Genomic DNA, 25,583 nt, shown 5'->3' with positions numbered 1-25,583 from the left:
AAAAATACCGATAGACTAAACGTCGGAGTTACCATACTGTGATCCGCAATACGCGCCAGTGTAAGGTGCATCACGTTGAAAGTATGGCTGGCGTCTTGTCACGCAGAGTTTCAATTGTGGTGTCCAATATGAATCTGGCGGTAGGCTCACGCAAAGGATTGGACAATGACGAACTCAATAGATCAAAGAAAAGCTGCGTCACCTCAAGAGCTACGGCGCAACACCATTGCCGGTGCAATCGGTGTCCTCGTCCACTGGTTCGACTGGGCTGTTTATGCCTATCTGGCGACTACGATTTCCCACGTATTTTTTCCCTCCGACAATGAAACGGCCAGCCTTCTCTCTGTATTTGCGGTCTTCGCGGTTGCTTTCTTTGTTCGGCCTCTTGGCTCCGTGATTTTTGGCCATATTGGCGACACGGTCGGGCGAAAGAAAACCCTCTCATTTGTCATCATTACGATGGCTGTGGGAACCCTCATGATCGGACTGATTCCATCCCATGAAACTATCGGTATTTGGGCTCCGATCTTGTTGATTGTCGCCCGGGTGATTCAAGGTATCGCGGCTGGAGGAGAATTCGGTTCTGCCGCATCGTTCCTTTCTGAATACTCGCCGCGCGAAAAGCGTGGTTTTGGAACCTCGTGGATTGAATTTGGCTCTGTTATGGGATTCCTTTTGGCTTCTATTGTGGTGGCCGGAATGCACTTGACGCTTTCCGATGAAGCAATTATGGCTTGGGGATGGCGAGTTCCATTCTTGCTGACTGTCCCCCTCGCAGCAGTGGGCCTTTGGATCAGACTGAAAATTGAAGACACGCCAGAATTTCAAACCCTGCAAGAGGAGGATATTGTTCCTGAGGCTCCTCTGAAAGAGGTATTTCAGAAAAACTCCAAGCAGTTTTTTCAAACAATTGGTATAGAGATTTTCATGAACTGTACGTTCTATGTGGTCATGGTTTATCTCATCACTTACCAAGAGACAGTTGCAGGCATTGAACCTGGTGTGGCTTCCATTTTGTCTGCGGTCGCTTCGATTGTTGCCGCGGCTATGATTCCACTAGCTGGAATTTGGTCCGACAAAATCGGACGAAAACCGGTAATGTTCACCGCTGCAGCATTGCTTATTGTATTGGCGTTCCCAATGTTCTTGCTTATGAAGCAGGGGACTGCGCTGGCAGGGTTTATCGCTACCTTTGGGCTTGCGGCCTCTCTTGCGCTTATTCTTGGTACCCATTCGGCAACTGTATCCGAGCTTTTCCCAACACGTACCCGGCAATCAGGGCTATCGATGGCTTATTCAATTGCGGGAGCATTCTTTGCCGGCACCCTTCCGTACCTGAATACGTGGCTCATCGATGTCACTGGCAACGACATGATTCCGGCATACACGCTAATTGTGGTCGCGATAATTGGCGTGATTACTCTGCTTACAATTCCAGAGACGAAGGGTAGTGACCTCTTACACGAATCGGACCTGGCTGGCGCAAAGAGGAATAAAAAAGAGGCTCTTCTAGGGGAATAAACTGTCAATAATGCATCTCGCCCCCTAGGCGGGGGCGATTATACTTCGGGTAGAAGATTGCCACGATTGCAGGGTGACAGCATTTACGCACCCTGCAATTATGGCGTTGGAAGAAAGGTATTCGTTGGGTATTTCCTTTCGACAGCTCGAGTACTTTGACGCCGTCGCTGAAACTGGCAGTGTGACTGCGGCTGCTTCAAAACTATTTGTCTCACAATCGGCGATTTCGAGCGCAATCGGAGAGCTAGAGTCAAGCCTTAATGTCTCTTTGTTTATACGTCATCCTCGTGGGTTGTCTTTAAGTGCGGATGGTCTCGTAATTCTGAGACATGCAAAGGCTGCACTCGGTGTTGTCAGTGAAATCCAAAATGTTGCACGCCACTTGGGGCAGGAGATCTCGGGGTCTATTCGTCTCGGCTGCTATTCAACAATCGCGCCGCGTCTAGTTCCTCCTCTTGTAGAACTTTTGGAATCGAAGTATCCAGAATTGCGGTTATCCTTTGAGACCGGAGATCGTTCCAAGCTAATCGATGGCCTGCGGCGCGGAAACTTCGATGTCATCGTGATTTACGATTATAGTTTTGAGCAGGGGCTGAATGAAGTTGGAACGATTACTCAGCTAACGGCGGTTAAACCGTATGCCTTACTGCCTTCTGAACACCCTCTGGCAGGTTCCCCTTCTGTTTGGTTGGAGCAGTTGGTCGAGGACCGATTTATCCTTTTCGAATTGAAGCCAGCAGCACAGTATTTTCTGTCCTTGTTCGAGAAAGTCAAGTTAAAGCCAAAAGTTTGGTTTCGGACCGGAAGCAATGAAGTTATTCGAGGCATGGTAGCCCGCGGCCTGGGGTATTCTTTATTGACTCAATATTTGGAACACAGCTTTTCGCATGACGGGAATGCTTATGTTCAAAAGCAGCTTTCGAATGATTTTGAGGCGCTGCCTATCGTAGCGGTCACTTTGAAAGGGGGAGAAGAGCGGGCGAAAGTCGATGTATTTCTTTCGCTGCTTAAGGAACTCTATTGAGGGTTCAAATCCCAATAATATGGGGTTCTGACTTTCATTGTTTGCCAATTTTGCGGTGCATGAACGGACTAGGTGTGACTCTAAAAGTGCGGTGGAAATCTTTTTCTCTCGCTGGAAAATATAGAAAATTGGCCACCAAAGTAGCTTCTTATTCTGTATCAGGAGTCTAAGAAACTTCGCTGAATTGATATGCCTTAGCTAGGTAACTTTGCTCGAGGGGATTAGCTGGGGTCTATTCCAAACGGGGTAATACAAGAAGCGGGCGCCATTTGGCGCCCGCTTCAAAGAAAACTGACCCCCTTGTAGGGGGTGATTCCGTCCTTGGAACGAGTAAACGGAGGGGGTCTGTTCACTTCCTGTTGAAGCGGCCCCTCTATCTGTGTGCCGTGCTTGCACGGCGCGGCGCGCTGCTTAGCGTGCAGCCAAAACCTGTGCCACCGGGTCGATGACGTGGCGGTTAGCGGAGTAGAAGGCGTTGAAGTCGTGGCGGTTGGCCTTGTACTGCTCGGTGAAGGAAGCCGGGACGGTCAGGCCGTACTGGGTGGCGGTGTCCTCGATGAGGGTGTAGAGAGCGTCAACAGCCAGCTCGTCGGTGGGCTCCTCGGCAGCTTCCTGGACAGCCTTCGGTGCCTCAGCCGGTGCCTGCGGCGCGGTCTCTTCCTTTACCTGAGTAGCGGCCGGTGCCGGGGTAGCGTTCACGTTGCGCGGAGTCGGTGCGGAGTTCAGGCCCAGGCTAGCGGAGCAAGCCGGCCATGCGCCCCAGCCCTGCTGTGCCAGGGTGCGCTCAGCAACAGCGATCTGCTGCTCGCGGGTGGCCTGGTTGGCGGTTGGAGCGAACTCGCCGCCGCCGAAGGCCTGCCAGGTCTGAGCGCTGAACTGCAGGCCGCCGTGGTAGCCGTTGCCGGTGTTGATGGCCCAGTTGCCGCCGGACTCGCACTGTGCGAGGCGGTCCCAATCGGAATCCGGTGCAGCGGCAGCGTTCGGAGCCATGATGGCTGCGGCAGCGCCCACGGCAACGGTGGAAGCGGCAAACTTGGTGGCGATGGACTTGTTCTTAGCGGAGTGGCGTCCCATTAAAGTATTCCTTCTCTAGGTTGTTCTTGCTTTCTCGCGCCCAGATGATGCCCAGTCCGGCATGTAGTTTTGCAATTGATGTTCACGTTCATGCACATCATGTATGGCCGCCGTGTGGAAGCCCGGACTGTGTCTGGGGCGAGACTTCCACGACCGGCGGCCGAAGTGCCTGTGGGAAAGAGTAGCGGTTTATAACGAATTAGTCACGTTAAATGGCTCAAAACGATAATGGAAGCGGGGGTTCCCCTACGTTTCCCCTGTTCGTGACGGGTGTGTTAGCTATGTCACACCTGTAACGGGTGTGGTGGTTGAGGCGATACCTATTCTTGGTTTCTTTGGTGGGGTGCGTGGAGGTTAAGATGTATCTCTTTATAAGTTCCACGGATAGTTCCTCCGCGCGGCAGCTTAAGTCACAACCACGCTTCGCCGCGCCTCCTTATCCCGGTATGCCGGTGCCTATCGGCAGGCAGGTGATACGGCCTAAGCTTTGGTAGAGGAGAGACGGAAAGAAAGTGAGTGAAGAACCATGCCTATCGGCAAAGTGAAGTGGTATGACGCGGACAAGGGCTTCGGCTTTGTCAGCAATCCCGGCGATGAAGACGTCTATGTTGGCCGTAACGTGCTGCCCAAGGGCGTTGATGAGCTGTACCAGGGCCAGCGCATCGAGTTCGATTTCGCCGCTGGTCGCCGTGGCCCGCAGGCGCTGCGCGTGAAGGTCCTTGATGCTCCGCGCCGCCGCACCCCGGCCCGCAAGCCGGAGGAGCTGTCGAGCATGCTTTCCGACGTCATGACGCTCCTCGAAACCCAAGTGCAGCCGGTGCTCAGCCAGGGTCGCTACCCGGAGCGCAAGACTGGTCGCCAGGTGGCGGAGATTCTGCGTGCTATTGCAAAGGATCTGGATAGCTAGGGGCCTACATTCTTAGGCCGATGACTGAAAAGTGCCCGACCTGCCAAAAGTACAGCTGATTTTGCAATGATCAGCCGTAAATTTGGCAGGTCGGGCACTTTGTCGATTGTAGCGGCGCGCGCTACATCGCGCGCCGCGGCGCGGCTACTTCTCCTCAGGAGCCTCTGCTGGAGATTCGGCGTCACCGGTGGCCTTGGATTCCTTGAGCTCTTCGTCGGTCATGGTGGATAGTGACCACACCGTGTGCATCGGGGTCTCTTCACCATTGGCATCGTGGCCAATCATGAGGGTGGAGATTTCCACGACCATCAGCTGCGGGCGCTCGCCGGTGGAAGCCTCAATCGGCGCGACGGAACCGGGGATTTCGAGCGAGGTGGTTTCGTTGGCGCCGTGCGCAGTGCTGTCATTAGCAGCCGGGTCATCGTAAATGGAGAGCACCGACCACTCGTGGTTATAGATGGCTTCGGGGATCTCCAGCTTTAGGGTGTCATCGGGGCCCACCGTGAGGTTGGGAACCTCGCCCTCCTCGCAGTCGGCGCCGGGCTCGCAGACGCTATAGGGCGCGACCTCCATCGTTTCATCACCCACCGTGGCCGTGATGGTGACGTCCTGCGGGTCGGGGCCCGGGCGGTCATTCCACCACTTCTGAAACATCACCACCGCCACGACGATCACCGCCACGGCGATAATGAGCGCCAGAAACTGCAGCAGTGACTTCTTCCTTGCTTGCTTCACGGTAGCCATGGCTGAAAATCCTACTCGAAGCGCACCCTGTACAGCTCATCCCAGAGCTTGCCGGTGATCCAGAACTCGTCGGTGCCCGGGATATGGGCAATGCCGTTGAGGACCGCATTGGGATCTGCAGAGGGAACGTGGTTGAGGTTCGCGGTGTCAATCACCGCGGTGACCTCGCCGGTTGCGGGGTCGATGCGCAGGATGTCCTCGCTCATCCACACGTTGGCATAGACTGCGCCATCGACGCACTCTAGTTCGTTGAGGTTATCCACCGGCGAACCGTTGAGAGTGACCTCGGTGCGCGGGCCGAGCTCCTCAAAAGTCTGTGGGTCCAGGTGGCGCAGTGTGGCGGAGCCATCGGACATGATGAGCTCAGAGCCAGCGTTGCACAGGCCCCAGCCTTCGCCGTCATAGGTTGCGCGGTCGAGTTCGTTGAAGGTCTCGGCATCTCGCAGGAAGGCTGTGCCGGACTTCCACGTCAGCTGCCAGATACTGGTCTCGGTCTGCGTGATGCCCTCGCCGAAGAACGAGTCTTCGAGCGCGACCTCTTTCAGCGGGGCTAGCTCGCCCGGCTGGACGCGCATAAGGCGCGATTCGCCCTTCAGCCCGGTGCCGATGAGCAGGTGTCCGTCAGCGTCGACCTCGAGGCCCTGGGTAAAGGTGTCCGCTGGCAAGGGTGCGGTGTCCAGGACGGTGACGCCGAGGCGCTCTGGGGAGCGTGCGCTTGGCGACGTCCCATCGCTACCCGCCGCTGTCGCCGTCGATGAGGATGCGCGCTCGTCTACAGCTTGGGAGGAACAGGAGGCCAGCGGTGCGAGCAGTACAGCGGCAGATAAAGCCGTGGCGAGCGCGCGGGCGGCGCGGGGGAAGTGTGGGAAGGCCATGACAGTCATTGTGCACGATGCTCGGGCGTGTGATTAATAATGGGAGGGTGACTCGCAAGAAAAAGATGCATTCCCCGCTTCTCGATTCGACGGCTGTCGACCTGGCGCGCCGGGCCGTGGAGGAGGTAGGAGAGGGGGACGTCGGTAAGCACCGGGGCGTTGCGGGTGTGGGCCGCAACGTGGCCACCCACCGTTTTGAGGCCCACGTTCCGGGATACCCGGGATGGGAGTGGCATGCCGTCGTCGCCTGCGCTGAAGGTTCCCGCACGCCGACCGTGAACGAGGTTGCGCTCGTCCCCGGCGGCCAGGCCCTCCAAGCCCCGGAGTGGGTGCCCTATTCCGAGCGCCTGCGCCCGGGTGACTTGGGCCCGGGAGACCTCATGCCGCCGGCGCCTGACGACGACAGACTGGACGGCGGGAAGCTCTCCGAGGCTGGCCTCAAGGAGGCCAAGGAGCGTTGGCGCAAGAAGTATGGGCCGAATACGGAGATGGCGGCGCAGGCCCAACTGCAGTGCAAAACCTGTGCTTTTTACCTCCAGCTGCTGCCCAATTTCGGCGTCTGTGCCAATGAATACTCGGCGGATGGAAAAGTGGTGCACGCCACCTACGGGTGCGGCGCGCATTCCGGCACGAGCGTCCGTGAGGAGGGAGCGGAGCAGGAGAGGCCCTTCGATGATGAGAGCCCTATCTATTAAAGAGAGCGGTTTTCGCCCCGCGCGCAGCAGCGATGCAGCGTGCGGGTTTTGCGTTTTAGTGCCCCGATGGAGCACCCTTAGCAGGTAAAACTTCACTTCTCTAGATAGAAGGGGCGCTCTCTCACGATGAACGCAGCTATCGATCGCTATTTCAAGATTTCCGAACGCGGATCCACCGTGGGAACCGAGGTCCGTGCCGGCGTGGTCTCGTTCTTCGCGATGGCCTACATCATCCTCCTCAACCCTCTCATCCTGGGTACCTCCGCTGACGCTGCCGGCACCACCCTGGGCATCCCGCAGGTCGCCGCCGCCACCGCACTGGTGGCCGGCGTCATGACCATCGCCTTCGGCATGATCGCCCGCTACCCATTCGCCATGGCTGCGGGCCTGGGTATGAACACCTTCGTCGCCGTGACGATGGTTTCCCTCAACGGCCTGGAATGGCGCGAGGCTATGGGCCTTGTTGTCATCGAAGGCTTCATCATTGTTCTGCTGGCCATCTCCGGTTTCCGCCAGGCGGTCTTTGACGCTATCCCCGCCTCGATGAAGGCCGCGATGGGCGTGGGTATTGGTATGTTCATCGCGCTCATCGGTTTCGTGGATGGTCACTTTGTTACCCGCGTGCCGGATGCTGCGATGACCACTGTTCCGGTGAGCCTGGGCGTTAACGGCTCGATCGCTACGTGGCCGGCCTTCGTCTTCGTCGTGGGCCTGATTCTCTCCGCCTTCTTCGTCATCCGTCGAGTACGCGGCGGCCTGTTCATCGGCATCGTCATCACCACCATCATCGCCATGATCATTCAGGCACTGACCGATTCCGAGGACTGGGGCATGGCCACCCCGGAGGTGCCCAGCTCACTGGGTGGTCTGCCGGATCTCTCGATTGTGGGCCAGGTTGATCCGATCGGCGCCTTCACCAAGCTGGGCGTGGTCTCCACGGTCTTGCTGATCTTCACCCTGCTGCTCACCAACTTCTTCGATGCCATGGGCACCATGAACGGCCTGGGCAAGCAGGCCAACCTCGTGGATGAGAAGGGCAATCTGCCGGACATGAAGACCGCCCTAGTCGTCGAAGGCTTCGGTGCAGTTGCTGGTGGTGCGGGTTCGGTATCCTCCAACACCGTGTTCGCGGACTCGGCGGCTGGTATCGGTGACGGTGCCCGCACCGGCTTTGCCAACGTTGTGACCGGCGTGATCTTCTTGCTGGCCATGTTCCTCACCCCGCTCTACGAGATCGTGCCGATCGAGGCAGCAGCCCCCGTCCTCGTCATCGTCGGTGTGATGATGGCAGCCCAGCTTAAGGACATCGAGTGGAACCGCATGGAGGAGGCCATCCCGGCCTTCCTCACCATCGTGGTCATGCCATTCACCTACTCCATCGCTAACGGTATTGGCGTGGGATTCATCGCTTATGCACTGATGGCCACCTTTGCTGGTAAGGCCAAGAAGGTGCACTGGATCATGTGGCTCGTGGCGGCCCTCTTCGTGGTCTACTTCGCTATGGAACCCATTAGCTCGCTGTTGGCATAGCCCGCCTAAGGGGAGCAGCTGGCCCTGCGCCTAGACTAGGGCCCATGCGTTTTGTCATCGATGACCCCACAGACCCTCGCCTGGACGATATCCGCGATCTCAAGCATGCGGATAAGTCCGGCGAGGGTTTCGTCTTTGGTGAGGGCCCACTGTGTGTGGAGCGCTTGCTGGCCTCCCGCTTCCCAGTGCGCTGCATCATCGGCTTTGAGGCGAAGCTCGACACCTTCCTGGCGAACCACGATGTCGGGGACATCCCCGTCTACCAAGTAACCCGGCAGACTTTGGGGGAAGTCACGGGCTTCGATATGCACCGCGGGCTGGTTGCGGCGGCGGACCGGGCGGAGGCCTGGACCGTGGATGAGGTCCTCGAAGGTGCGCGCACCCTGGCCATCATGGAGGGCGTGGGGGACCATGAGAACATTGGCTCGCTCTTCCGCAACGCCGCCGGGATGGACGTCGACGGCATCCTTTTAGGTTCGGGTGCCGCGGATCCGCTGTACCGCCGCTCGGTGCGCGTGTCCATGGGGCACGTTCTGCGCTTGCCCTGGGCGCGTTTCGACGGTGGTTTTACCACCTGGCAGCGCGGGCTGGAGAAGCTGCGCGAGCAGGGCTTCCGGCTGGTGTCGCTGACCCCGCATCCGGATGCCGTGCACATTGCTGATGCGTTAGAGGGCGCGGACAAGGTAGCGCTGCTGGTCGGTGCGGAGGGGCCGGGATTGACCGAGCATGCCATGCGTGCGACCGACGTGCGCGCCCGCATTCCCATGGCGGAGGGCACGGATTCCCTTAATGTGGCGACGTCGGCGGCCATCGCCTTCTACGAGCGCCAGCGCTCCCAGAGGTTCCGCGAGGTCGATACCGCGTAGCGCCGCACCAAGCCGCCGAGGTGCTTGGCCGTGCGGATGATCTCCTCACCGGTGGATTCCGGCTCGAGGTCGTACTCTTCGTAGTCGTCATAGTCATTGAGCCCCAGCTTCGACACTGAGGTGGTGGCTACCTCGGCCACGCTGCGGCGCGGCGGGGGAGTATCGACCTTGGGCTCGGGGCGCCCGTCGGTGGCATAGCCTACGACGTCCACGTCGGGGCCGTCCTTACCTACTTCGATGCCCAGCCAGAATTCCTGGGCCGCCTCGGTGATATTGAGTGGCTCAAAGGGAAGGGAAATCCCACCCACCGGCTCATCCATCTCCCCAGCCCAGAAAGGGGCCTCGAAGGTTTCGGGCAGGCCATGGTCCTCGTAGAGGTTAAAACGCGTCCCGCACAGCGACCGGCGCAGGCGGCTGCCCGTCCAGTGGGCGAACCCGGCATAGCCAGTCTCCGGATTGGAGGCGAAGGCGTAGATTTCCGTGGCGGGCACGGCCTCGCGCAAGGTCCGGGACAGCTGGGAGAGAGTCAGCTGATCGTCGTGGATGATGGTTTGCACCACGGTCACACCGGGATAGCCGCCCACATAGAACTCGCTCGCGCCGGGCTCGGCGGAACGGTTGAGGGGGAATTGCCCAATGGGAGTCACCGGCAGTGCGGGATTGAGTTGAGCGAGGAACTTGCGGCCGAAGCCGCGGTCGGCCTTAGGCTCACCGCGGAGGACCTCGGCGGGGTCGGCGGCGGTGACGTACCAGAGAGTGAGAACGGCGCTTTGCGTATCCACGGCAGGCTACTCGCGGGGGCGCTTAGTGGAGGAACGAACGCCGAGCAACACATCCTCCCAGTGCGGGGTGACGGCCTTGCGGCGGCGCTTGGTGGGCTTAGGTTCCGGATCCGGGTTCTGGAGGAAATCCTCGTCTACTCCCGTCTCCTTCTCCTCCGCCTCCTGTGGGGACGCTTCATTAGTGGGGGCCGCGTCCTCATCGCTGGCGGCCTCGGCCGGGTGCTCTCCACCGTGCGGGGATGGGAGCACGGAGGGCTCAGCATATCCGTCGGTATCTTCTCGGTCGCCGGCGTTGTCGACGCCGGCGTAGGAAGACAGTTCCGTCACGCCGGGGGCACCAGCGCGCGCGTCCTCGTTGACCTCCCGATCCTCGGCGTAGTCTTCACGCCCATCGATGGCTTCGTCATAGCGCTCACCGCGGCCCACGGAGGTCAGCGAACGTACCGGCTGTACGAAGTCTGGGTCCGTCAGGTCAGCGGCGACGGAATTGCGTGCCTCCACTGTGGCTGGCGAGGACATCGTCTGCTTGAAGGTCCACTCCGCCTCGTTGGCGGACAGCCCGGTCTTCCACGTGATGCGCAGGATCCACGGCTCGCCCTGGTGACGGTAGGCATCCCACGTCGCCTCCGACAGGGAGTGTCCGCGCGCGGCAAAGGCGGTGGCCAGGATCTCCCACAGCGTGAGCTTGGCTGGGCCATCTTCGCGGATGGGGTGGGCCTGCTTGGCGACGTCCGCGATGCGCGCCCGCTCCAAGAGCACCGGGTGTGCGAAAGGCTCGATGCGGGATTCCGGAACGTCGAGTTCCTCGGCGATCTCCGCAGCAGAAGCGCCGGCACGAATCCGGGCCTGAATCTCATTGGGGCGCAGTCGGATTTCTTGTGCCTGCGGTGTGTGCTGGCTCTGTGGGGAGGAAGGTGAGCCAGCAGAAGAGGGCATGACGGTGTGCAAACCGGTGGAGCGCTCAGCCTGTGCAGACGTGGTGGAGGAATCTTCGGTTGCCGTGGTGGCGCCGCCCTCCTCCTGGGCGGCCGAGTCTTCCGCCGCGGTATCGGATTCAGATTCGGCAGAGTCGGCGGGAGCGAAAAGCTCGCGAAGCTCGTCGGTGACTTCGAGGAAGAACTCCTCACCATCCTCAGCCCGGAGGACGAGCGAGGTGTCAGTTGAGTCGCTGGGTGCGAGGAAAATCTCGCGCATGATGGCGCTCCTTAGCCTGGTAGCGGACATGTGATGAAGTCCACTTTACCCAGAACATGCCCCGAACTCTGGCAAGAGCGCGGGGCATGTTGTACGCGACAACAAATAAGTGCAGCAAATGTTGTTGTGCGGCTGAAGGAGTTGCGAGCGAAGCTTAGCGGTTGTCTAGGGCGTAATCGATAGCCTTGGTGAGCTTGGTGACGTCCGCCGAATCAATCGCCGGGAACAGGCCCACGCGCAGCTGGTTGCGGCCGAGCTTGCGGTAGGGCTCGACGTCGAGAATGCCGTTGGCGCGCAGCGTTGCGGCGACCGCAGTGGCATCGACGCTGTCCTCGAAGTCAATGGTGCCGACCACCAGGGAGCGCTCGGAAGGCTCGGCCACGAAGGGGGTGGCCTCCGGGCGGGCCTCTGCCCAGTCGTAGAGGATGGAAGAGTTTTCCGTCGTGCGCTTGACCATCCCGTCGAGGCCACCGTTGGCGTTCATCCACTTCACCTGGTCCTCCAGCATGAGCAGCGTGGCGACGGCCGGAGTGTTGTAGGTCTGGTTCTTGCGGGAGTTGTCCACGGCGGTCTGCAGGTTCAGGAAGGCCGGGATGAAGCGATCGGAGGAGTTGATCTTCTCGATGCGCTCCAGCGCCGCCGGGGACATAGCAGCCAGCCACAGGCCGCCGTCGGAAGCAAAGCACTTCTGGGGTGAGAAGTAGTAGACATCGGCATCAGACATGTTGACCGGCAGGCCGCCGGCGCCTGAGGTGGCGTCGATGACGACGAGCTGCTCTGCGTTATCGGGGTTGGGGCGGGTGACCGGAACCATAGCGCCGGTGGAGGTTTCGTTGTGGGCCCAGGCGATGATGTCGGCGCCTTCGGCGTCGGCAGCCTTCGGATCCGGGGCGGTGCCAACCTCTGCTTCGGTGACGAGCGGGGCGTCGAGCCACGGGGCGGCGGATGCGGCTTTAGCAAATTTAGAGGAGAATTCGCCGAAGCTTAAGTGCGCGGACTTCTTTTCGATGAGACCGAAGGTTGCGGCGTCCCAGAAAGCGGTAGCACCGCCGAGGGAGAGGACAATTTCATAGCCCTCTGGCAGCGCGAACAACTCGGAGAGTCCCTCACGGATGGAGCCGACGAGATTTTTGACGGCTGGCTTGCGGTGTGAGGTACCAATGATGGTGTCGGCACCGGCGGCGATTGCCTCAATTTGGGCGGGGCGGACCTTGGACGGCCCGCAGCCGAAGCGGCCGTCGGTAGGGAGGAGATCTGCTGGCAGGACGAGTTCTGAGTTGCTCATGTGGGCAGTGTAGCCTAGTTTCGTTCGCGCACTAGATACTTTGCCAGGATTGCCAATGTTGGCAGAGTCACAAGTTTTGCTAAAGTGTGAAGAGGTTTAGTCTTGTTGCGCCGGCCTTGGCCGGCGTTGAACATTGAGGAAAGGAAAACACGTGGCATCTGAAAACAACAAGGTTGTACTGCAGTACCCCGGCGGCGAGTACGAGATGGACATTAAGCAGTCCACGGAGGGTGACTCCGGCTTCGATATCGGCAAGCTCCGTAACGAGACCGGCCTCGTCACCTTCGACCCGGGTTATGCGGCTACTGGTTCCACCGAGTCCAAGATCACCTTTATTAACGGTGAGGAAGGCATCCTCCGCCACCGTGGCTACGACATCGCGGATCTCGCTGAGAATGCCACCTTTAACGAGGTGTCCTACCTGTTGATTAAGGGACACCTGCCTAATGAAGACGAGCTGTCGAAGTTCAACACCGATATCCGTCACCACACCCTGCTGGATGAGGACTTCAAGGCCGCCTTCAATATCTTCCCGCGCGACGCGCACCCGATGGCCGTTCTTGCCTCTTCCGTTAATATTCTCTCCGCTTACTACCAGGACCAGCTCAACCCGCTGGATGAGGAGCAGCTGGATAAGGCAACCGTCCGCCTGCTGGCCAAGGTGCCGATGCTGGCCGCTTACGCTTACCGCGCATCCCAGGGCAAGCCCTACATGTACCCGGATAACAAGCTGAACGCGCGTGAGAACTTCCTGCGCATGATGTTCGGTTACCCGACTGAGGAGTACGAGGTTGACCCGATCGTGGCCAAGGCTCTGGATAAGCTCCTTATCCTGCACGCCGACCACGAGCAGAACTGCTCCACCTCCACCGTTCGCATGATTGGCTCCGCGCAGGCCAACCTGTTCGTCGCCATCGCCGGTGGTATCAACGCCCTGTCCGGCCCGCTGCACGGCGGTGCTAACCAGGCCGTTCTGGAGATGCTCGAGGATATCCAGAACAACCACGACGGCGATGCCACCGACTTCATGAACCGCGTGAAGAACAAGGAAAAGGGCGTTCGCCTCATGGGCTTCGGGCACCGCGTGTACAAGAACTACGACCCGCGTGCGGCAATCGTCAAGGACACCGCCCACGAGATCATCGAACACCTGGGTGGGGACCCGATGCTGGACCTGGCCATGAAGCTCGAGGAGATTGCGCTGAACGACGACTACTTCGTCTCCCGCAAGCTCTACCCGAACGTGGACTTCTACACCGGCCTCATCTATCGCGCCATGGGCTTCCCGACGGACTTCTTCACCGTCCTCTTCGCCATCGGCCGTCTGCCGGGCTGGATTGCTCAGTACCGCGAGCAGCTTGAGCTCAACACCAAGATCAACCGCCCGCGCCAGATCTACACCGGTGAGACCCTGCGCAAGGTCACCCCGCGCAGCGAGCGCTAAACAATAGCCCATACGCTGCATTTCTAGGGCCGAGCCCCACACCTCCCCTTATACTAGGGAGTGTTGTGGCTCGGCCCACGCGTATGCGGCCAGCAAAGAAGAAAACAGTCCAAGGAGGATAACCCCCAATGGAAAAGCCCGTAATTGAGCCGGCAACGGAGCCAGCTCCCCAGGACCTTGTCATCGAAGACATCGTGGTGGGTGACGGCGCCGAAGCCCAGCCGGGCGGCTTCGTTGAGGTCCACTACGTAGGTGTCGACTATGAGACGAACCAGGAGTTCGACTCTTCGTGGGGCCGCGGTCAGTCGATCGAGTTCCCGCTGACCGGCCTTATCGCCGGCTGGCAAGAGGGCATTCCGGGTATGAAGGTGGGCGGCCGCCGCAAGCTGGTCATCCCGCCGGAGAAGGCCTATGGCCCCGCCGGTGGTGCACACCCGCTGTCCGGCCGCACGCTGACCTTCGTTATCGACCTCATTCGTGCCTAAATCCAAAGCCTAAAGTAATGGAGGGTAGTGCCTCTTTCCTTTGGGCTGTCGACGCCCTGACCGCCCTGACCGGCCGCGCCTTGTGTGCGGTCGGTCAGGGCGTTTCGCGCGTTAAGGGCTACCATGCGGTCGGTGATACCAGAATCTTCCCCCACAACGCGCGGGAGTGCGGCACAATGGAAGCCATGAGTGTCCCACAAACCACGTTCAATGATGACCGCGAGATGCCCCTGCTGGGGCTTGGAACCTACAAGCTGCGCGGGGAGGATCTCGTCCGCGCCGTGCGTGAAGCAATCGAGCTGGGCTACCGCCACTTCGACACCGCCACCCTCTACGAGAACGAAGAAGAGCTGGGCCAGGCGTTGCATGACGCCATGAAGGCCGGCGACGTCACCCGCGATGAGCTCTTTATCACCAGCAAGGTCTGGCACGATCACCACGGAAAGGACAAGGTGGGCCAGGCCTTCCGTACATCCCTGGATAAGCTGCAGCTGGATTACCTCGACCTCTACCTGATCCACTGGCCTTGGCCGCAGGGCGGGCTGTACGTGGAGACCTTCGAGGAGATCGCCCGCATGCAGGGCATGGGGCAGATCGCGTCGATTGGCGTGGCTAATTTCTACGAGGAGACCCTGCAGACTCTGATCGATGAGACGGGTATCGTTCCGGTCCTCAACCAGGTGGAGTTGCACCCGGGCTTTACTCAGCCGGAGCTGCGTCAGTTCCACGACAACCACGGCATCGTGACGGAGGCGTGGTCCCCGCTGGCACGCGGTGTGATCCTCAATAATCCCGAGGTCATTGCCGTCGCTGAGAAGCACGACATCACCCCGGGCCAGGCTGTGCTGGCGTACCTGTTGAGCAAGGGCATTTCCGTCATCCCGAAGTCCAGCCGCCGGGAGCGCTTAGCGGAGAACTTCGGGGCCGCGGAGGTGGAGCTTGCACCAGAGGATGTTGCCGCACTCGATGCGCTCGACGGTCAGGAAGGTTTCGGCCGCATGTTTAAGGATCCGCGTGAGTTCCCTGGCGCTTAAATAGCCGGGCACAGTCCCAGCGCGAGCGATAGAACCCGCCTTCCACGCTTTGTTTCTCCTTCACCATATTCTTCTTATTCCTTATAAATAGGGATAAATAGGGGAGGGGTGGAGCGTGGAAGGTGGGTTTTGTTGTGCCTTCTGGCAGTGGGCATGCAAGGGGGTTGAGGGGCGCTGTGGGATGCCGCAAGAGTGCGAAGCTCTCCACAATGGCTGCGAAGTTTCGCTTTGCTAAATTAGATTCACTGTTTGGAGTTTCCTGTGGGGGTGTTGACAACGCGATAGAAATCCCATGTCATTGCGGGGGTAGGGGGTAATAAAAGTGTGCGTTATTAACTTTTCTTGGCAGGATTTACAACCTTGCAAGAGAGGTTAGGTAACTTACTGGGCAAGGCAAAACGTGACTGAAGACACTGTAGTTAGTCTCTCACCGCGGTTTGTGGAGAAAAGATTCCCTTGTAAGGAGAGCGACATGACTGACGCACCTGCTTCGATTGACTCGCGCCGCGAACCGACGCCGCAAGAGTTCGTCGAGATGCGCGATAGCTCGCAGTTTGCGAAGCTGCGCGGCACATACCGCAAGTTCACCTTCCCCATGACAGTGGCGTTCTTTCTGTGGTACGTCCTCTACGTGATGGCCGCAGTTTTTGCGCCCGACTTCATGGCCATCGAGCTTGGCGGCGGTTGGAACGTCGGCCTTATCTTCGGCTTGGCTCAGTTCCTGACCACCTTCATCATTACGTACATCTACGTCAATTACGCCAACAAGAACATCGAGCCGCAGGCGGCGGCCATTCGCCAGGAACTGGAGGGCTAAACCATGCAGACCATTACCTTGGCCCAAGCGGAATCCTCCGCTGGCAATCCGATTTTGAACATTGCGGTCTTCGCCGCCTTCCTTGTCGTCACCATGTACGTGGTGCTGCGTGCAGGTAAGTCCACCAAGGAAGCCTCTGACTTCTACACCGGTGGTGGTAGCTTCTCTGGCCGCCAGAACGGCCTAGCTATTTCCGGTGACTACCTCTCCGCCGCGTCCTTCTTGGGCATCGTCGGTGCTGTCGCCCTCAACGGCTACGATGGCTTCCTTTACTCGGTCGGCTTCTTCGTTGCCTGGCTCGTCGCCCTGATGCTCGTCGCGGAGCCGATGCGTAACGTCGGGCGCTTCACCATGGCCGACGTGCTGTCCTTCCGCCTCAAGCAGCGCCCGGTGCGCGTGGCGGCCGCGATTTCGACCCTGTTCGTGTCGCTGTTCTACCTCATTGCCCAGATGGCAGGCGCCGGCTCCCTGGTTGCCGTGCTGTTGGACATTCACGAGTTCAAGTGGCAGGCCGTTGTTGTCGGCATCGTGGGCATCCTCATGATCGTCTACGTCCTCGTTGGTGGCATGAAGGGTACGACCTACGTGCAGATGATCAAGGCCGTGCTTTTGGTCACCGGCGTGGTTATCATGTGCATCCTGACCTTCGTCATGCTGAAGGGTGGCTTCAGCACGCTCTTCACCCAGGCAATTGATATGCACGCCAACTCCGCTGCTATCCAGGAGAAGGGTTACGAGGCCTCCCAGATCATGGAGCCGGGCCTGAAGTACGGCAAGAACCTCACCACCAAGCTTGACTTCATCTCCCTGGGTATCGCCCTCGTGCTGGGTGTTGGTGGCCTGCCGCACGTGCTCATGCGCTTCTACACGGTGCCGACCGCGACCGAGGCTCGCCGCTCCGTTACCTGGGCCATCGTCATCATCGGTGCCTTCTACCTCATGACCCTGGTTCTGGGCTACGGCGCTGCCGCCCTCGTTGGCCCGGACCGCATCCTCGCCGCACCGGGTGGCGCCAACGCAGCAGCACCGCTGCTGGCACTCGAAATCGGTGGTTCCATCTTCATGGCGGTCATCTCCGCTGTGGCCTTCGCTACCGTGCTGGCCGTCGTTGCTGGCCTGGCCATCACCGCGTCGGCCTCCATCGCACACGACGTCTACCACTCCGTTATCCGCAACGGCGAGTCCACCGAGGCCGAGCAGGTTCGCGTCTCCCAGATCACCGTGGTTGTCCTGGGTATCGTTGCCATCATCCTGGGCATTCTGGCCATGACCCAGAACGTCGCCTTCCTGGTCTCCCTGGCCTTTGCTGTGGCGGCATCCGCCAACCTGCCGACCATCCTGTACTCCCTGTACTGGCGTCGTTTCAACACCGCAGGTGCTGTGGCATCGATGTACACCGGCGTTATCTCCTGCCTGGTGCTCATCTTCCTGTCCCCGGCGGTCTCCGGTACCCCGACCTCGATGTTTCCGAACGCCGACTGGTCCATCTTCCCGCTGTCCTCTCCGGGCCTCGTGACCATCCCGCTGGCCTTCTTCGCCGGTTGGATCGTGTCCATCATGACCCCGCCGGACAACCTGGAAGAGCTGTCCGCCGAGATGGAGGTTCGCTCCCTGACCGGTGTGGGCGTGGAGGCTCCGGTGGACCACTAAGCGCCACCTCAAGCACTACATTCCAAACGGTAGCGGGTAGACTCTAACCTCGTGTTTTACCCGCAGCCTCGTTATAGGGCGGTACCAGCGCGTGCTGGTGCCGCCCTTCTGGCGTGCGTGCTCGGTGCCACGGCCCTTGTCGCGTGCTCGCCTGCGAATGAAGAAGACTCCACGGTGGGGCGCCCAACGCACACCAGCACGGCTACTCCCGGCCCCATCGCGCATAAGAAGGGCGATCCACAGCTCGCGGCGGTAGAGGACACCGTGGGGCAATTCCTCAAGGGCGATGACGAGAAGTCAATCACGTACTACCGCATTGAGACAGGCATGCATATGGGCTCGCCCACCGAGCACCAGCCGCGCTATGCGCTAAGCCTGATCAAGCTCTACATCGCTGCCTACGTGTTGGAGCACGGTTCCTTCGAGGACAAGTATCTAGCGCTGGACATGATTGCTGATTCTTCGGATGAGAGCGCCGGGAAGCTCTTTGAGAAGTACCCGCGGTCCATCGATGCAATCGCCAAGGACTATGGACTGGACTCTACGTCAGCGGGGGAGGATTGGGGTCACTCGATGACCTCAACCTATGACGTGGTGCGCTTCATCGTCCAGCTCTTGGAAGATGACCCGACGCACCCAGTTTTGGTGGCGATGTCTCACGCCGATGCCGTCTCAGCCGATGGCTACCAGCAAAACTATGGCACCGCGAAGCTCAGTGACGTCGTGGGATCAAAATGGGGCTGGTCGGACAGTAAGGACCGACACTCTTCGGTGTCTTTTGGGGAGAACTTTGTTGTGGCTGCCTCCATCGAGGGCTCTGCCGAGGAGCTTACGTCCTACGTGCGCAAGGAAATCACGGGTAAGAACCTCGTGAAGGGAAACAACTTGAACAAGGAGGCGTTGGCCCATCCTGGCGCTAGCACCACGCGCTTGACGACGTCTACCGCTGTCCCCTCCAGCGCCCCAAAACCAGCGTCGTCGACAGAGTCATCGGCGCCGGCGTCATCGACCACGTCGTCCTCCAAGCCGTCTTCTTCGGCAACGAAGACAACGGCGGCGCGGTAGAAACCAGCGCCGCCGCGTGTTGATTAGCCCATGGATTTGCGCACGGTGTTGAGGATATCCACCGCGCCGCGCACCTGGTCATTGCTAATGGAGGAGCCGGCGATGGTGATGCCATCGCCGCTGACGCTGGAGCCGCGCCCGGTGGGATCCGGCAGGGAAACATTGGGCAGCGGGATGTCGTCAGGCACTGCCGGGATGTCCTTGACCTTTGGCGGCTCCACAGCACCATCGCCCGGGGTCCACTGGCCCCAGTCGTTGGCATAAACGGTGTTGATATCGCACGTTATGCCGTCGATAGTGGCTTGATTCTTGGCCTTCTGGTGGATGGTGGTGCGCGGGTGGAGCTTTCCGCCAGAGCCCCAGTCGTGCATCCAGTAGAACTGGCCGATGCGGTCGGCAACACACCAGTCGATGACGTTGTAGTTGCCATATACACCAGTCTGGTAGCCCGCGGCGCTCAGCGCTGCGGAGAAGGCCTTGAGGTAGGGGCGGATCTGGTTCTCATACTGGGCGCGGGTGGGGTTGTCATCGATGGCAATGTAGATGGGGCGCCCGGTCGGCCCGCCCGCAGCCTTGTGGATTGCGATGGCCTGCGGTGCATGGACTGCGGCGCCCGCAGCGCCGTTGAGCCAGTCAGCGGTGTCCGCGCGGCCAAACTGGTAGATGGAGGCGGTCTTGAGGCCGGCCGCGGCGTTGGCCTTGGTCTCCGCCAGGGTGACAGGCTTGCCCTTCATCCATTCGGCGCCGGGGCGGCGCTGGGATACGTAGCGGATGGCGCCGAGGTGGCCGGCTGCCTTGATGGCGCGGGCGGAAGGAACACCGGCAGAGAAGTCGATGATGGTGCCCAAAGCTGGGCCCACGGCGAGAGCAGCGGGCGCCTGGCTACCGATGGCACCGGCGGCCAGCGTGAGAGCACCGGCCTTGAACAGGGAACGACGGGACAAGGACATGGTGTGAATTCTCCTAGGGACGCGGTGAAGAAGAAAGTTTCCGCAATCACTTTAGTCACAATGGTTAAAAATTGCACCAGGGGTAGCATTTGCTGGGCGCGACGGCAATCCCTTTGTTTAAAGGTGCTTAAGGCTTTGTCGTGCGGAACGTGACGTTAGTGGGATTTTCCACCGTGCGGGAGACGGTGCAGTCCTTTTCTTGGGAGATGCGCACGAGGCGCTCCACCATGGACTGGGCCTGGCGTCCGGCGTCGGTAGCGGGAAAGCGGAGGGAGAATTCCACGTCGACGTCGCTCAGTCGCGAGGCCCCGTCTTCGTCGACGCGGGTGCCTTCAACGTGGACGTCGAAAATCTCCGGCTCTGTGCGGCGCGAGGTGACCACGTCGATGTCCACGGCCGAGCAGCCCGCCACGGCGGCGAGCAGCAACTCAACTGGGCTGAGTAGTCCCTCAGCGCGGCCGAACTCGAGGCTGATTCCTTCGGCATTCGTGGCGCGGTAGTGGCCTGTATCGATGCGGGTGACGTCGACGGAGTATTTCTTGGTGATGTTGCTCATAGCGTCATCCTAGTGATGGTGGGGGAGCCGGGTAGCGGGGGAGGGAGCCGAGATTTGCAAGCCTTAACCGCGTCGTGGTGAGCGGCGGAAAGGTCAGGTAGGTCAATTTGCAAAGTTATCTGATGGGGGCGGGGCTGTGACTCATGTCTCTTTAAATCGGTAATAGTGGTGCAAACAATTTTTCGACCCAAAGGAGTGGTGGCTATGGAAACCGTGGATGCTCGTGACTGGCTAGACAAGCTCGTCGCCCTCACGCACCAAGAGGAGCCTGGCGTGGAAGACGTGGAGAAGGTTTTCGAGCCCGGGGGCTTCTGGCGGGATCTTGCCGCGGTGACGTGGAACCTGCACACCGCCGAAGGTTCGGAAGCCATCGCCGCGATGATCGCTGGCACTGACGCTGCGCTCGACAACCCGGAGATAACAGAGGTGGAGGACGAAGGCAATGGCGTAACGCGGGTCCACTTCACGTGTGAGTCTGCGAACTTCTATGTCACCGCCGTCGCGCGCCTGCGCGACGCTAAGGCCTGGACCTTCCTCACCTCCGCGCGCGAGCTCAAGGATTTCCCGGAGCCTAAGGGGCGCCGCCGCCCGCTGGGCACGGAGCACAAGGTGGTCAAGGGCGCTAAGAACTGGGCGGACCTGCGGGAGGAGCGCCGTGCGGCACTGGGGCATACGGAACAGCCCTACGTCCTCATTATCGGTGGTGGCCAGGGCGGTATCGCGCTCGGGGCGCGCCTGAAGCGCCAAGGTGTTCCCACGCTTATCGTCGATAAGGCGGGCCGCCCCGGCGACCAGTGGCGCGGCCGCTACCACTCGCTGTGCCTGCACGATCCCGTGTGGTACGACCACCTGCCGTACCTCCCCTTCCCAGATGACTGGCCGGTGTTCACCCCGAAAGACAAGATGGGGGACTGGCTGGAGCACTACGTGGGCATCATGGACTTGGATTACTGGACCAATAGCGAGTGCATGAAGGCCTCCTTCGATGAGTCCAGCGGCACGTGGAAGGTCACCGTTCGCAAGGACGGGGAAGAGATTCTTCTGGAACCCACACAGCTGGTTCTGGCCACGGGCATGTCCGGTGTGCCGAATCGTCCCCACCTGGAGGGGCAGGAGAACTTCGCCGGGGAAATCCGGCACTCCTCGGAACACCCGGGTGGCGCAGGCGATGAGGGCAAGGACGTCATTGTGCTGGGCGCGAACAACTCCGCCCACGACATCGCCGCGGATCTCTACGCGCATGGTGCACGACCGGTCATGATTCAGCGTTCCTCCACGCACATCGTGCAATCGGAGACCCTCATGAAGGATGTCTTTGGCCCGCTCTACTCGGAAGAAGCCGTGGAGGCCGGTGTGGATACGGACAAGGCGGACCTCCTCTTTGCTTCCTGGCCCTACGCTGTGCTTCCCGACGTCCACCGTGAAGTCTTCGATGGCATCCGTGAGGCCGATAAAGACTTTTATGACGGTTTGGAGAAGGCCGGCTTCCAGAACGACTTTGGCGATGACGGCTCGGGTCTTTATCTGAAATACCTGCGCCGTGGTTCGGGCTACTACATCAACGTCGGTGCCAGCGAGCTGGTCATCGACGGCTCGATCCCGGTGAAGTCTGGCGTGTCCATCGCGGAGGTGAAGGAAAAGTCCGTGGTGCTCACCGACGGTACCGAATTGCCCGCCGATGTCATCGTGCTGGCCACCGGTTACGGCTCTATGAATGGCTGGGCCGAGCAGTTGATTTCTAAGGAAGTTGCTGACACCGTGGGCAAGTGCTGGGGCTTGGGCTCGGATACCACCAAGGATCCCGGCCCGTGGGAGGGCGAGCTGCGCAACATGTGGAAGCCCACTCAGGTGCCGCAGCTGTGGTTCCACGGCGGCAACCTGCACCAATCGCGCCACTATTCGCGCTACCTAGCGCTTCAGCTCAAGGCGCGCTATGAGGGGATGGATACTCCGGTCTATGAACTGGCGCCGGTGTACCACACCTCTTAAGGCAGAAGAGCGCAGGCAGGAGCCTGCGGAAGTAGACGGCATTCTCATGAGGGGGCTAAAAGGCGGGTAGTCATTTAAAAGGAAATTCACATTGTGGTCACGCGGTCGCAAACTCCGGGCCATAATCTTTCCTTGTCTCTGTCGGTTGCTCCATGGCTTAAACCATGAAGCAACCTCACTACTTCGTTTTGATAGGAAGATCTATGACTGCTCGCCGCCTGCTCGGCACCCTGGTCACCGCCTCGGTGGCCGGTACGTTCCTCGTTGTCCCCGCCTCCGCCGCCGAACCAACAGAAGGCTTGGGCTCGCGCTTTAGCATCGGAGTGCTGCCGGATACTCAGTTCTATTCCCGGTATTCCACCCCGGAAACCGGCAACCTGGCCCAGGCACGCTACGGCAGCGAGCCTTTTAAGGCGCAGGTCGAGTGGCTGGTGAAGAACCAGGAAGCGCTCAACATGGACTTCGCTACGCACCTTGGTGACGTGGTGGACCAAGCGGATGTGGAAGGGGAGTGGAAGGTCGCCGATGAGGCCATGAAGGTCCTCGATGACTCCGATCTGAACTACTCCATCCTGCCGGGCAACCACGACATGATTGAGGATAAGTCAGCGCACCCGTACAACGACCACTTCAGTGCCGAGCGCGCCAAGACCGCCAACCCGGAAACCTTCCAAGAGCGCCACACCGCGGTCAATAACGACTCCGAGTACCACATTTTTGAGGCCGAGGGCCAGAAGTACCTGGTCCTGGCGCTGGGCTGGCGCGCTGACGATGCGGCGCTAGAGTGGGCGCAGGGCGTTCTCGATGCCCACCCGGACCTGCCAGTCATCCTCACCAGCCACGAGGTTCTCAACATCGATGGCGCCGGCGAAGTCTTCTACTCCGAGGACTACGGCAAGGGCCTGTGGGACAAGTTCATCAAGAAGAACGACCAGATTTTCCTCACCATGGGCGGCCACCACCACGGCGCGGGCTACCGCGTGGATAAGAACGATGCAGGCCACGACGTCATCGGTATCCTGCAGGACTACCAGATGGCCTACCAAGGCGGTAACGGCCTGCTCGGCGTGCTTGAGTTCGATCTCTCCGGCAACGAACTGGAGATGACCGCCCTGTCTCCGTGGGTGGCGCAGAAGCCGGCGAAGGAGCTCACGCAGTTCGACAAGCTCATCCTCGACGGCAAGGGCGATAGCTACCACGTGCCGCTCAACTTCAAGGAGCGCTTCGCTGACTTCGCCCCGGAGTGGACCATCGGCGATGAGAATGACCCAGACCTTGGCCAGAAGGCCCGCGACATCGCGGAGGAAGGATACACCCCGTACACCATCCCGAAGGATCAGCTTCCGGAGGGCCCGAACGACTTCGTGAAGTCCGACAAGACCGTCTTCCACTGGCGCCCAGGTCAGACCAAGAACAAGGAAGGCAAGCAGCTTGCCGACGGCGACGTGGCCACCGAGGGCGCTGTCATTCCGGATGCCTTTGGTGCTGATGGCGCTGGCGACCTCGTTCGCGAAGGCGGTCCTTCCAACACGGGTGAGCGCATCACCTACACCAAGGACCACCACCCGCTGTCCTCTGATTCTGGCTCCCTCTACTGGTCCGACCCAGCCGGCAAGGCCGCGATGGCGGAGTTCCGTTCCAAGGAAGGCGCTGAGATCAACAAGGTCGATACTTCCGCGGGCTACACCTTCGAGTCCTTTGTGAAGATTCCGAAGGATTTCAACGGCTCTGAGCACGGCTGGGGCAGTGCGCTCTCCCGCGACTCCAGCATCGCTGAGCTTGTCGACGGCTCTGAGGACACCGACCCCACCGTCATGTTTGGTATCTCTAACCTGCGTGAGCTGCGCTGGTGGGCGGAGCCTAAAGAAGGTGAAGGCTCCACCGTCTGGTCTCACGAGGTGCCCACCGATGAGTGGATGCACATCGCCGTAGTCAACAAGCCGGACTCCGACACCGTGGAGATGTTCATCAATGGTGCTCCCATCCTGCGCAATGCCAAGGGTGCTGAGGGCCTCCTTCCGCGTGACTTGCAGTGGGTTATGGGCGCTGGCTTTGATAACCGCACGCCGCAGGACCCGTGGTACGGCTGGATCGGTGAGACTCGCCTGACTCAGGGTGTTCTGGACTCCGACGAGTGGCTCACCGCCCGCCCTGCCGCAAAGGAGGAAGGGCCGACCACCTCCACCACGACGCCTAGCGAGCCAACCAAGCCCACTGAACCGACTCACACCAACGAACCTTCCGCCGACGACATGGCTGCGGCCTTCTTCGCCGGCTCGAGCCGCGGCGCGAAGATTATTGCTCCAATCCTGGCAGTCATCGCAGTCCTTGGCGGTGCTGCCTACGGCCTCATTCCCACCATCAACCGCATCTTCGGTCTGAACATCCCACAGCCACAGCTGCCGAAGATTCCGGGCCTGAACTAGAGAGCTCAGCCCACTAACCTCCATCCCCCGTCTCACAGTGAGACGGGGGATTTTCTGTTGTGTTGCTACATTTCGCGGCGGTCACTATTTGTTAGAAACGTTGCTTCGATGAAGCGGCTTCGCTGCGTGGCCAACGACGATCTAGTTATGGACAAACCATTCTGGAATGAGTAGTATGAAACTTATGGGACGGCCTCGTAAATTCAATGAAAAAGAAGTTCTTGCCGGCGCGATCGCGTTATTTGGCACGAACGGATTCACTGCAGTCTCAGTGGATGATGTGGTGAATCAACTGGGACTTAACCGGTCCAGCTTCTACAACCTTTATGGCTCGAAGCATGGACTGTTTCGTGCAGCAGCTGAAACGGTGTGCGCTGAAGCTGAAGGCGGCCGAGTATCGGATGCGACAAAGGACTTCGTGGTGGTGGCACTGGTTGAGGTGGCGCCAGTCAGTAAGGATTTACGCGAGCTTATCCAGCGGGCTTATGAACTGTGCTTCACGGGCCCGGAATCGTTAGGGCAGCATGCGCTCGCCCGTGCACAAGGACGCAAACACTAAGGGGAGGCATCATGAACAACAAACTCACTCTGACAGAAACAGAGCTCATCGTCGAACCACTCGGGCTAGATAAGCTCTGGTTGTTGCGACCGGCTATTTGGTAGCAGTGTC

The 25,583-nt window shown here is 59.9% G+C and carries 23 protein-coding genes; 15 read left to right on the top strand and 8 right to left on the bottom strand.

Annotated features, from left to right (window positions below):
• Positions 1–165: 165 nt before the first annotated feature.
• Positions 166–1,521, top strand: a complete 1,356-nt coding sequence (locus tag HMPREF3009_RS01270) for an MFS transporter (protein WP_070679517.1) — start codon at positions 166–168, stop codon at positions 1,519–1,521.
• Positions 1,522–1,621: 100 nt separating this feature from the next.
• Positions 1,622–2,545: a LysR family transcriptional regulator gene (locus tag HMPREF3009_RS12915; RefSeq protein WP_083312695.1), complete on the top strand. Its 924-nt coding sequence runs from the start codon at positions 1,622–1,624 to the stop codon at positions 2,543–2,545.
• A gap of 411 nt (positions 2,546–2,956) precedes the next feature.
• On the opposite strand, the gene HMPREF3009_RS01260 is transcribed toward HMPREF3009_RS12915, so the two are convergent.
• Complete coding sequence (locus tag HMPREF3009_RS01260; RefSeq protein WP_070546139.1) at positions 2,957–3,619, bottom strand: resuscitation-promoting factor Rpf1 domain-containing protein; 663 nt, start codon at positions 3,617–3,619, stop codon at positions 2,957–2,959.
• A 526-nt stretch (positions 3,620–4,145) separates the two neighbouring features.
• Between HMPREF3009_RS01260 and HMPREF3009_RS01255 the strand changes: the two genes are divergently transcribed.
• On the top strand, positions 4,146–4,526 hold the full coding sequence (locus tag HMPREF3009_RS01255; RefSeq protein ID WP_070517013.1) for a cold-shock protein: 381 nt from the start codon (positions 4,146–4,148) through the stop codon (positions 4,524–4,526).
• Between the two features lie 144 nt (positions 4,527–4,670).
• On the opposite strand, the gene HMPREF3009_RS01250 is transcribed toward HMPREF3009_RS01255, so the two are convergent.
• Both HMPREF3009_RS01250 and HMPREF3009_RS01245 read right to left on the bottom strand, forming a co-directional pair.
• Complete coding sequence (locus HMPREF3009_RS01250; RefSeq protein WP_070545055.1) at positions 4,671–5,270, bottom strand: DUF2771 domain-containing protein; 600 nt, start codon at positions 5,268–5,270, stop codon at positions 4,671–4,673.
• Positions 5,271–5,281: 11 nt separating this feature from the next.
• Complete coding sequence (locus HMPREF3009_RS01245) at positions 5,282–6,154, bottom strand: glutaminyl-peptide cyclotransferase (RefSeq protein ID WP_070679511.1); 873 nt, start codon at positions 6,152–6,154, stop codon at positions 5,282–5,284.
• A gap of 56 nt (positions 6,155–6,210) precedes the next feature.
• Between HMPREF3009_RS01245 and HMPREF3009_RS01240 the strand changes: the two genes are divergently transcribed.
• From HMPREF3009_RS01240 to HMPREF3009_RS01230, 3 genes are all read left to right on the top strand, one after another.
• Positions 6,211–6,840 carry a DUF3027 domain-containing protein gene (locus HMPREF3009_RS01240; RefSeq protein ID WP_369799711.1) on the top strand — a complete coding sequence of 210 codons (630 nt, stop codon included), beginning with the start codon at positions 6,211–6,213 and terminating at the stop codon, positions 6,838–6,840.
• Positions 6,841–6,966: 126 nt separating this feature from the next.
• Positions 6,967–8,370: an NCS2 family permease gene (locus tag HMPREF3009_RS01235; RefSeq protein WP_070679508.1), complete on the top strand. Its 1,404-nt coding sequence runs from the start codon at positions 6,967–6,969 to the stop codon at positions 8,368–8,370.
• Positions 8,371–8,414: 44 nt separating this feature from the next.
• Positions 8,415–9,236 (top strand): TrmH family RNA methyltransferase, encoded by an 822-nt coding sequence (locus HMPREF3009_RS01230; protein ID WP_046647294.1) that lies wholly within the window; start codon positions 8,415–8,417, stop codon positions 9,234–9,236.
• Here the strand turns inward: HMPREF3009_RS01230 and HMPREF3009_RS01225 are convergent.
• From HMPREF3009_RS01225 to serC, 3 genes are all read right to left on the bottom strand, one after another.
• The gene (locus tag HMPREF3009_RS01225; RefSeq protein WP_070679505.1) at positions 9,188–10,018 is read right to left on the bottom strand and encodes a DUF6928 family protein; all 831 of its coding nucleotides are present in this window, start codon (positions 10,016–10,018) and stop codon (positions 9,188–9,190) included. The two genes, HMPREF3009_RS01230 and HMPREF3009_RS01225, sit on opposite strands and share 49 nt — an antisense overlap.
• A 6-nt stretch (positions 10,019–10,024) precedes the next feature.
• Entirely contained in the window at positions 10,025–11,212 is a 1,188-nt protein-coding gene (gene sepH / locus HMPREF3009_RS01220) for a septation protein SepH (protein WP_070679502.1), read from the bottom strand.
• Between the two features lie 154 nt (positions 11,213–11,366).
• Positions 11,367–12,497, bottom strand: coding sequence for a phosphoserine transaminase (serC, locus tag HMPREF3009_RS01215; protein WP_070679500.1), 1,131 nt, complete (start codon positions 12,495–12,497; stop codon positions 11,367–11,369).
• 151 nt (positions 12,498–12,648) lie between these two features.
• Here serC and HMPREF3009_RS01210 point away from each other — a divergent pair, with 151 nt between their 5' ends.
• From HMPREF3009_RS01210 to HMPREF3009_RS01185, 6 genes are all read left to right on the top strand, one after another.
• Complete coding sequence (locus HMPREF3009_RS01210) at positions 12,649–13,941, top strand: citrate synthase (protein WP_082254410.1); 1,293 nt, start codon at positions 12,649–12,651, stop codon at positions 13,939–13,941.
• Positions 13,942–14,069: 128 nt separating this feature from the next.
• Positions 14,070–14,426, top strand: coding sequence for an FKBP-type peptidyl-prolyl cis-trans isomerase (locus HMPREF3009_RS01205; protein WP_010187736.1), 357 nt, complete (start codon positions 14,070–14,072; stop codon positions 14,424–14,426).
• Positions 14,427–14,602: 176 nt separating this feature from the next.
• Positions 14,603–15,460 (top strand): aldo/keto reductase, encoded by an 858-nt coding sequence (locus tag HMPREF3009_RS01200; protein ID WP_070679554.1) that lies wholly within the window; start codon positions 14,603–14,605, stop codon positions 15,458–15,460.
• A gap of 472 nt (positions 15,461–15,932) precedes the next feature.
• Positions 15,933–16,277, top strand: a complete 345-nt coding sequence (locus HMPREF3009_RS01195) for a DUF485 domain-containing protein (RefSeq protein WP_070679497.1) — start codon at positions 15,933–15,935, stop codon at positions 16,275–16,277.
• A 3-nt stretch (positions 16,278–16,280) separates the two neighbouring features.
• Positions 16,281–17,927 carry a solute symporter family protein gene (locus HMPREF3009_RS01190; RefSeq protein WP_070679494.1) on the top strand — a complete coding sequence of 549 codons (1,647 nt, stop codon included), beginning with the start codon at positions 16,281–16,283 and terminating at the stop codon, positions 17,925–17,927.
• Positions 17,928–17,978: 51 nt separating this feature from the next.
• Entirely contained in the window at positions 17,979–18,992 is a 1,014-nt protein-coding gene (locus HMPREF3009_RS01185; protein WP_070679491.1) for a hypothetical protein, read from the top strand.
• 23 nt (positions 18,993–19,015) lie between these two features.
• On the opposite strand, the gene HMPREF3009_RS01180 is transcribed toward HMPREF3009_RS01185, so the two are convergent.
• Positions 19,016–19,942 carry a DUF1906 domain-containing protein gene (locus tag HMPREF3009_RS01180; RefSeq protein WP_070679489.1) on the bottom strand — a complete coding sequence of 309 codons (927 nt, stop codon included), beginning with the start codon at positions 19,940–19,942 and terminating at the stop codon, positions 19,016–19,018.
• 127 nt (positions 19,943–20,069) lie between these two features.
• Positions 20,070–20,498 carry an OsmC family protein gene (locus HMPREF3009_RS01175; RefSeq protein WP_046647305.1) on the bottom strand — a complete coding sequence of 143 codons (429 nt, stop codon included), beginning with the start codon at positions 20,496–20,498 and terminating at the stop codon, positions 20,070–20,072.
• Positions 20,499–20,702: 204 nt separating this feature from the next.
• Here HMPREF3009_RS01175 and HMPREF3009_RS01170 point away from each other — a divergent pair, with 204 nt between their 5' ends.
• The 3 genes from HMPREF3009_RS01170 (at position 20,703) to HMPREF3009_RS01160 (ending at position 25,472) form a co-directional block, all read left to right on the top strand.
• A complete protein-coding gene (locus tag HMPREF3009_RS01170) occupies positions 20,703–22,487 on the top strand; it encodes a flavin-containing monooxygenase (RefSeq protein WP_070679487.1) in 1,785 nt (594 codons plus the stop codon).
• 203 nt (positions 22,488–22,690) lie between these two features.
• Positions 22,691–24,913, top strand: a complete 2,223-nt coding sequence (locus tag HMPREF3009_RS01165) for a LamG-like jellyroll fold domain-containing protein (RefSeq protein ID WP_070679484.1) — start codon at positions 22,691–22,693, stop codon at positions 24,911–24,913.
• Between the two features lie 184 nt (positions 24,914–25,097).
• Entirely contained in the window at positions 25,098–25,472 is a 375-nt protein-coding gene (locus HMPREF3009_RS01160; protein ID WP_230308896.1) for a TetR/AcrR family transcriptional regulator, read from the top strand.
• Positions 25,473–25,583: the final 111 nt, after the last annotated feature.

Origin of the sequence: Corynebacterium sp. HMSC034H07 (assembly GCF_001815175.1) — a bacterium.
Taxonomy (GTDB): Bacteria; Actinomycetota; Actinomycetes; order Mycobacteriales; family Mycobacteriaceae; genus Corynebacterium; species Corynebacterium hiratae.
This window is presented reverse-complemented; position numbering and strand designations above follow the sequence as displayed.

Coding starts and splice junctions, on each gene's coding strand:
- HMPREF3009_RS01270 (WP_070679517.1), top strand. CDS start 166: ATGACGAACTCAATAGATCAAAGAAAAGCTGCGTCACCTCAAGAGCTA.
- HMPREF3009_RS12915 (WP_083312695.1), top strand. CDS start 1,622: ATGGCGTTGGAAGAAAGGTATTCGTTGGGTATTTCCTTTCGACAGCTC.
- HMPREF3009_RS01260 (WP_070546139.1), bottom strand. CDS start 3,619: ATGGGACGCCACTCCGCTAAGAACAAGTCCATCGCCACCAAGTTTGCC.
- HMPREF3009_RS01255 (WP_070517013.1), top strand. CDS start 4,146: ATGCCTATCGGCAAAGTGAAGTGGTATGACGCGGACAAGGGCTTCGGC.
- HMPREF3009_RS01250 (WP_070545055.1), bottom strand. CDS start 5,270: ATGGCTACCGTGAAGCAAGCAAGGAAGAAGTCACTGCTGCAGTTTCTG.
- HMPREF3009_RS01245 (WP_070679511.1), bottom strand. CDS start 6,154: ATGACTGTCATGGCCTTCCCACACTTCCCCCGCGCCGCCCGCGCGCTC.
- HMPREF3009_RS01240 (WP_369799711.1), top strand. CDS start 6,211: ATGCATTCCCCGCTTCTCGATTCGACGGCTGTCGACCTGGCGCGCCGG.
- HMPREF3009_RS01235 (WP_070679508.1), top strand. CDS start 6,967: ATGAACGCAGCTATCGATCGCTATTTCAAGATTTCCGAACGCGGATCC.
- HMPREF3009_RS01230 (WP_046647294.1), top strand. CDS start 8,415: ATGCGTTTTGTCATCGATGACCCCACAGACCCTCGCCTGGACGATATC.
- sepH (WP_070679502.1), bottom strand. CDS start 11,212: ATGCGCGAGATTTTCCTCGCACCCAGCGACTCAACTGACACCTCGCTC.
- serC (WP_070679500.1), bottom strand. CDS start 12,497: ATGAGCAACTCAGAACTCGTCCTGCCAGCAGATCTCCTCCCTACCGAC.
- HMPREF3009_RS01205 (WP_010187736.1), top strand. CDS start 14,070: ATGGAAAAGCCCGTAATTGAGCCGGCAACGGAGCCAGCTCCCCAGGAC.
- HMPREF3009_RS01200 (WP_070679554.1), top strand. CDS start 14,603: ATGGAAGCCATGAGTGTCCCACAAACCACGTTCAATGATGACCGCGAG.
- HMPREF3009_RS01195 (WP_070679497.1), top strand. CDS start 15,933: ATGACTGACGCACCTGCTTCGATTGACTCGCGCCGCGAACCGACGCCG.
- HMPREF3009_RS01190 (WP_070679494.1), top strand. CDS start 16,281: ATGCAGACCATTACCTTGGCCCAAGCGGAATCCTCCGCTGGCAATCCG.
- HMPREF3009_RS01180 (WP_070679489.1), bottom strand. CDS start 19,942: ATGTCCTTGTCCCGTCGTTCCCTGTTCAAGGCCGGTGCTCTCACGCTG.
- HMPREF3009_RS01175 (WP_046647305.1), bottom strand. CDS start 20,498: ATGAGCAACATCACCAAGAAATACTCCGTCGACGTCACCCGCATCGAT.
- HMPREF3009_RS01170 (WP_070679487.1), top strand. CDS start 20,703: ATGGAAACCGTGGATGCTCGTGACTGGCTAGACAAGCTCGTCGCCCTC.
- HMPREF3009_RS01165 (WP_070679484.1), top strand. CDS start 22,691: ATGACTGCTCGCCGCCTGCTCGGCACCCTGGTCACCGCCTCGGTGGCC.
- HMPREF3009_RS01160 (WP_230308896.1), top strand. CDS start 25,098: ATGGGACGGCCTCGTAAATTCAATGAAAAAGAAGTTCTTGCCGGCGCG.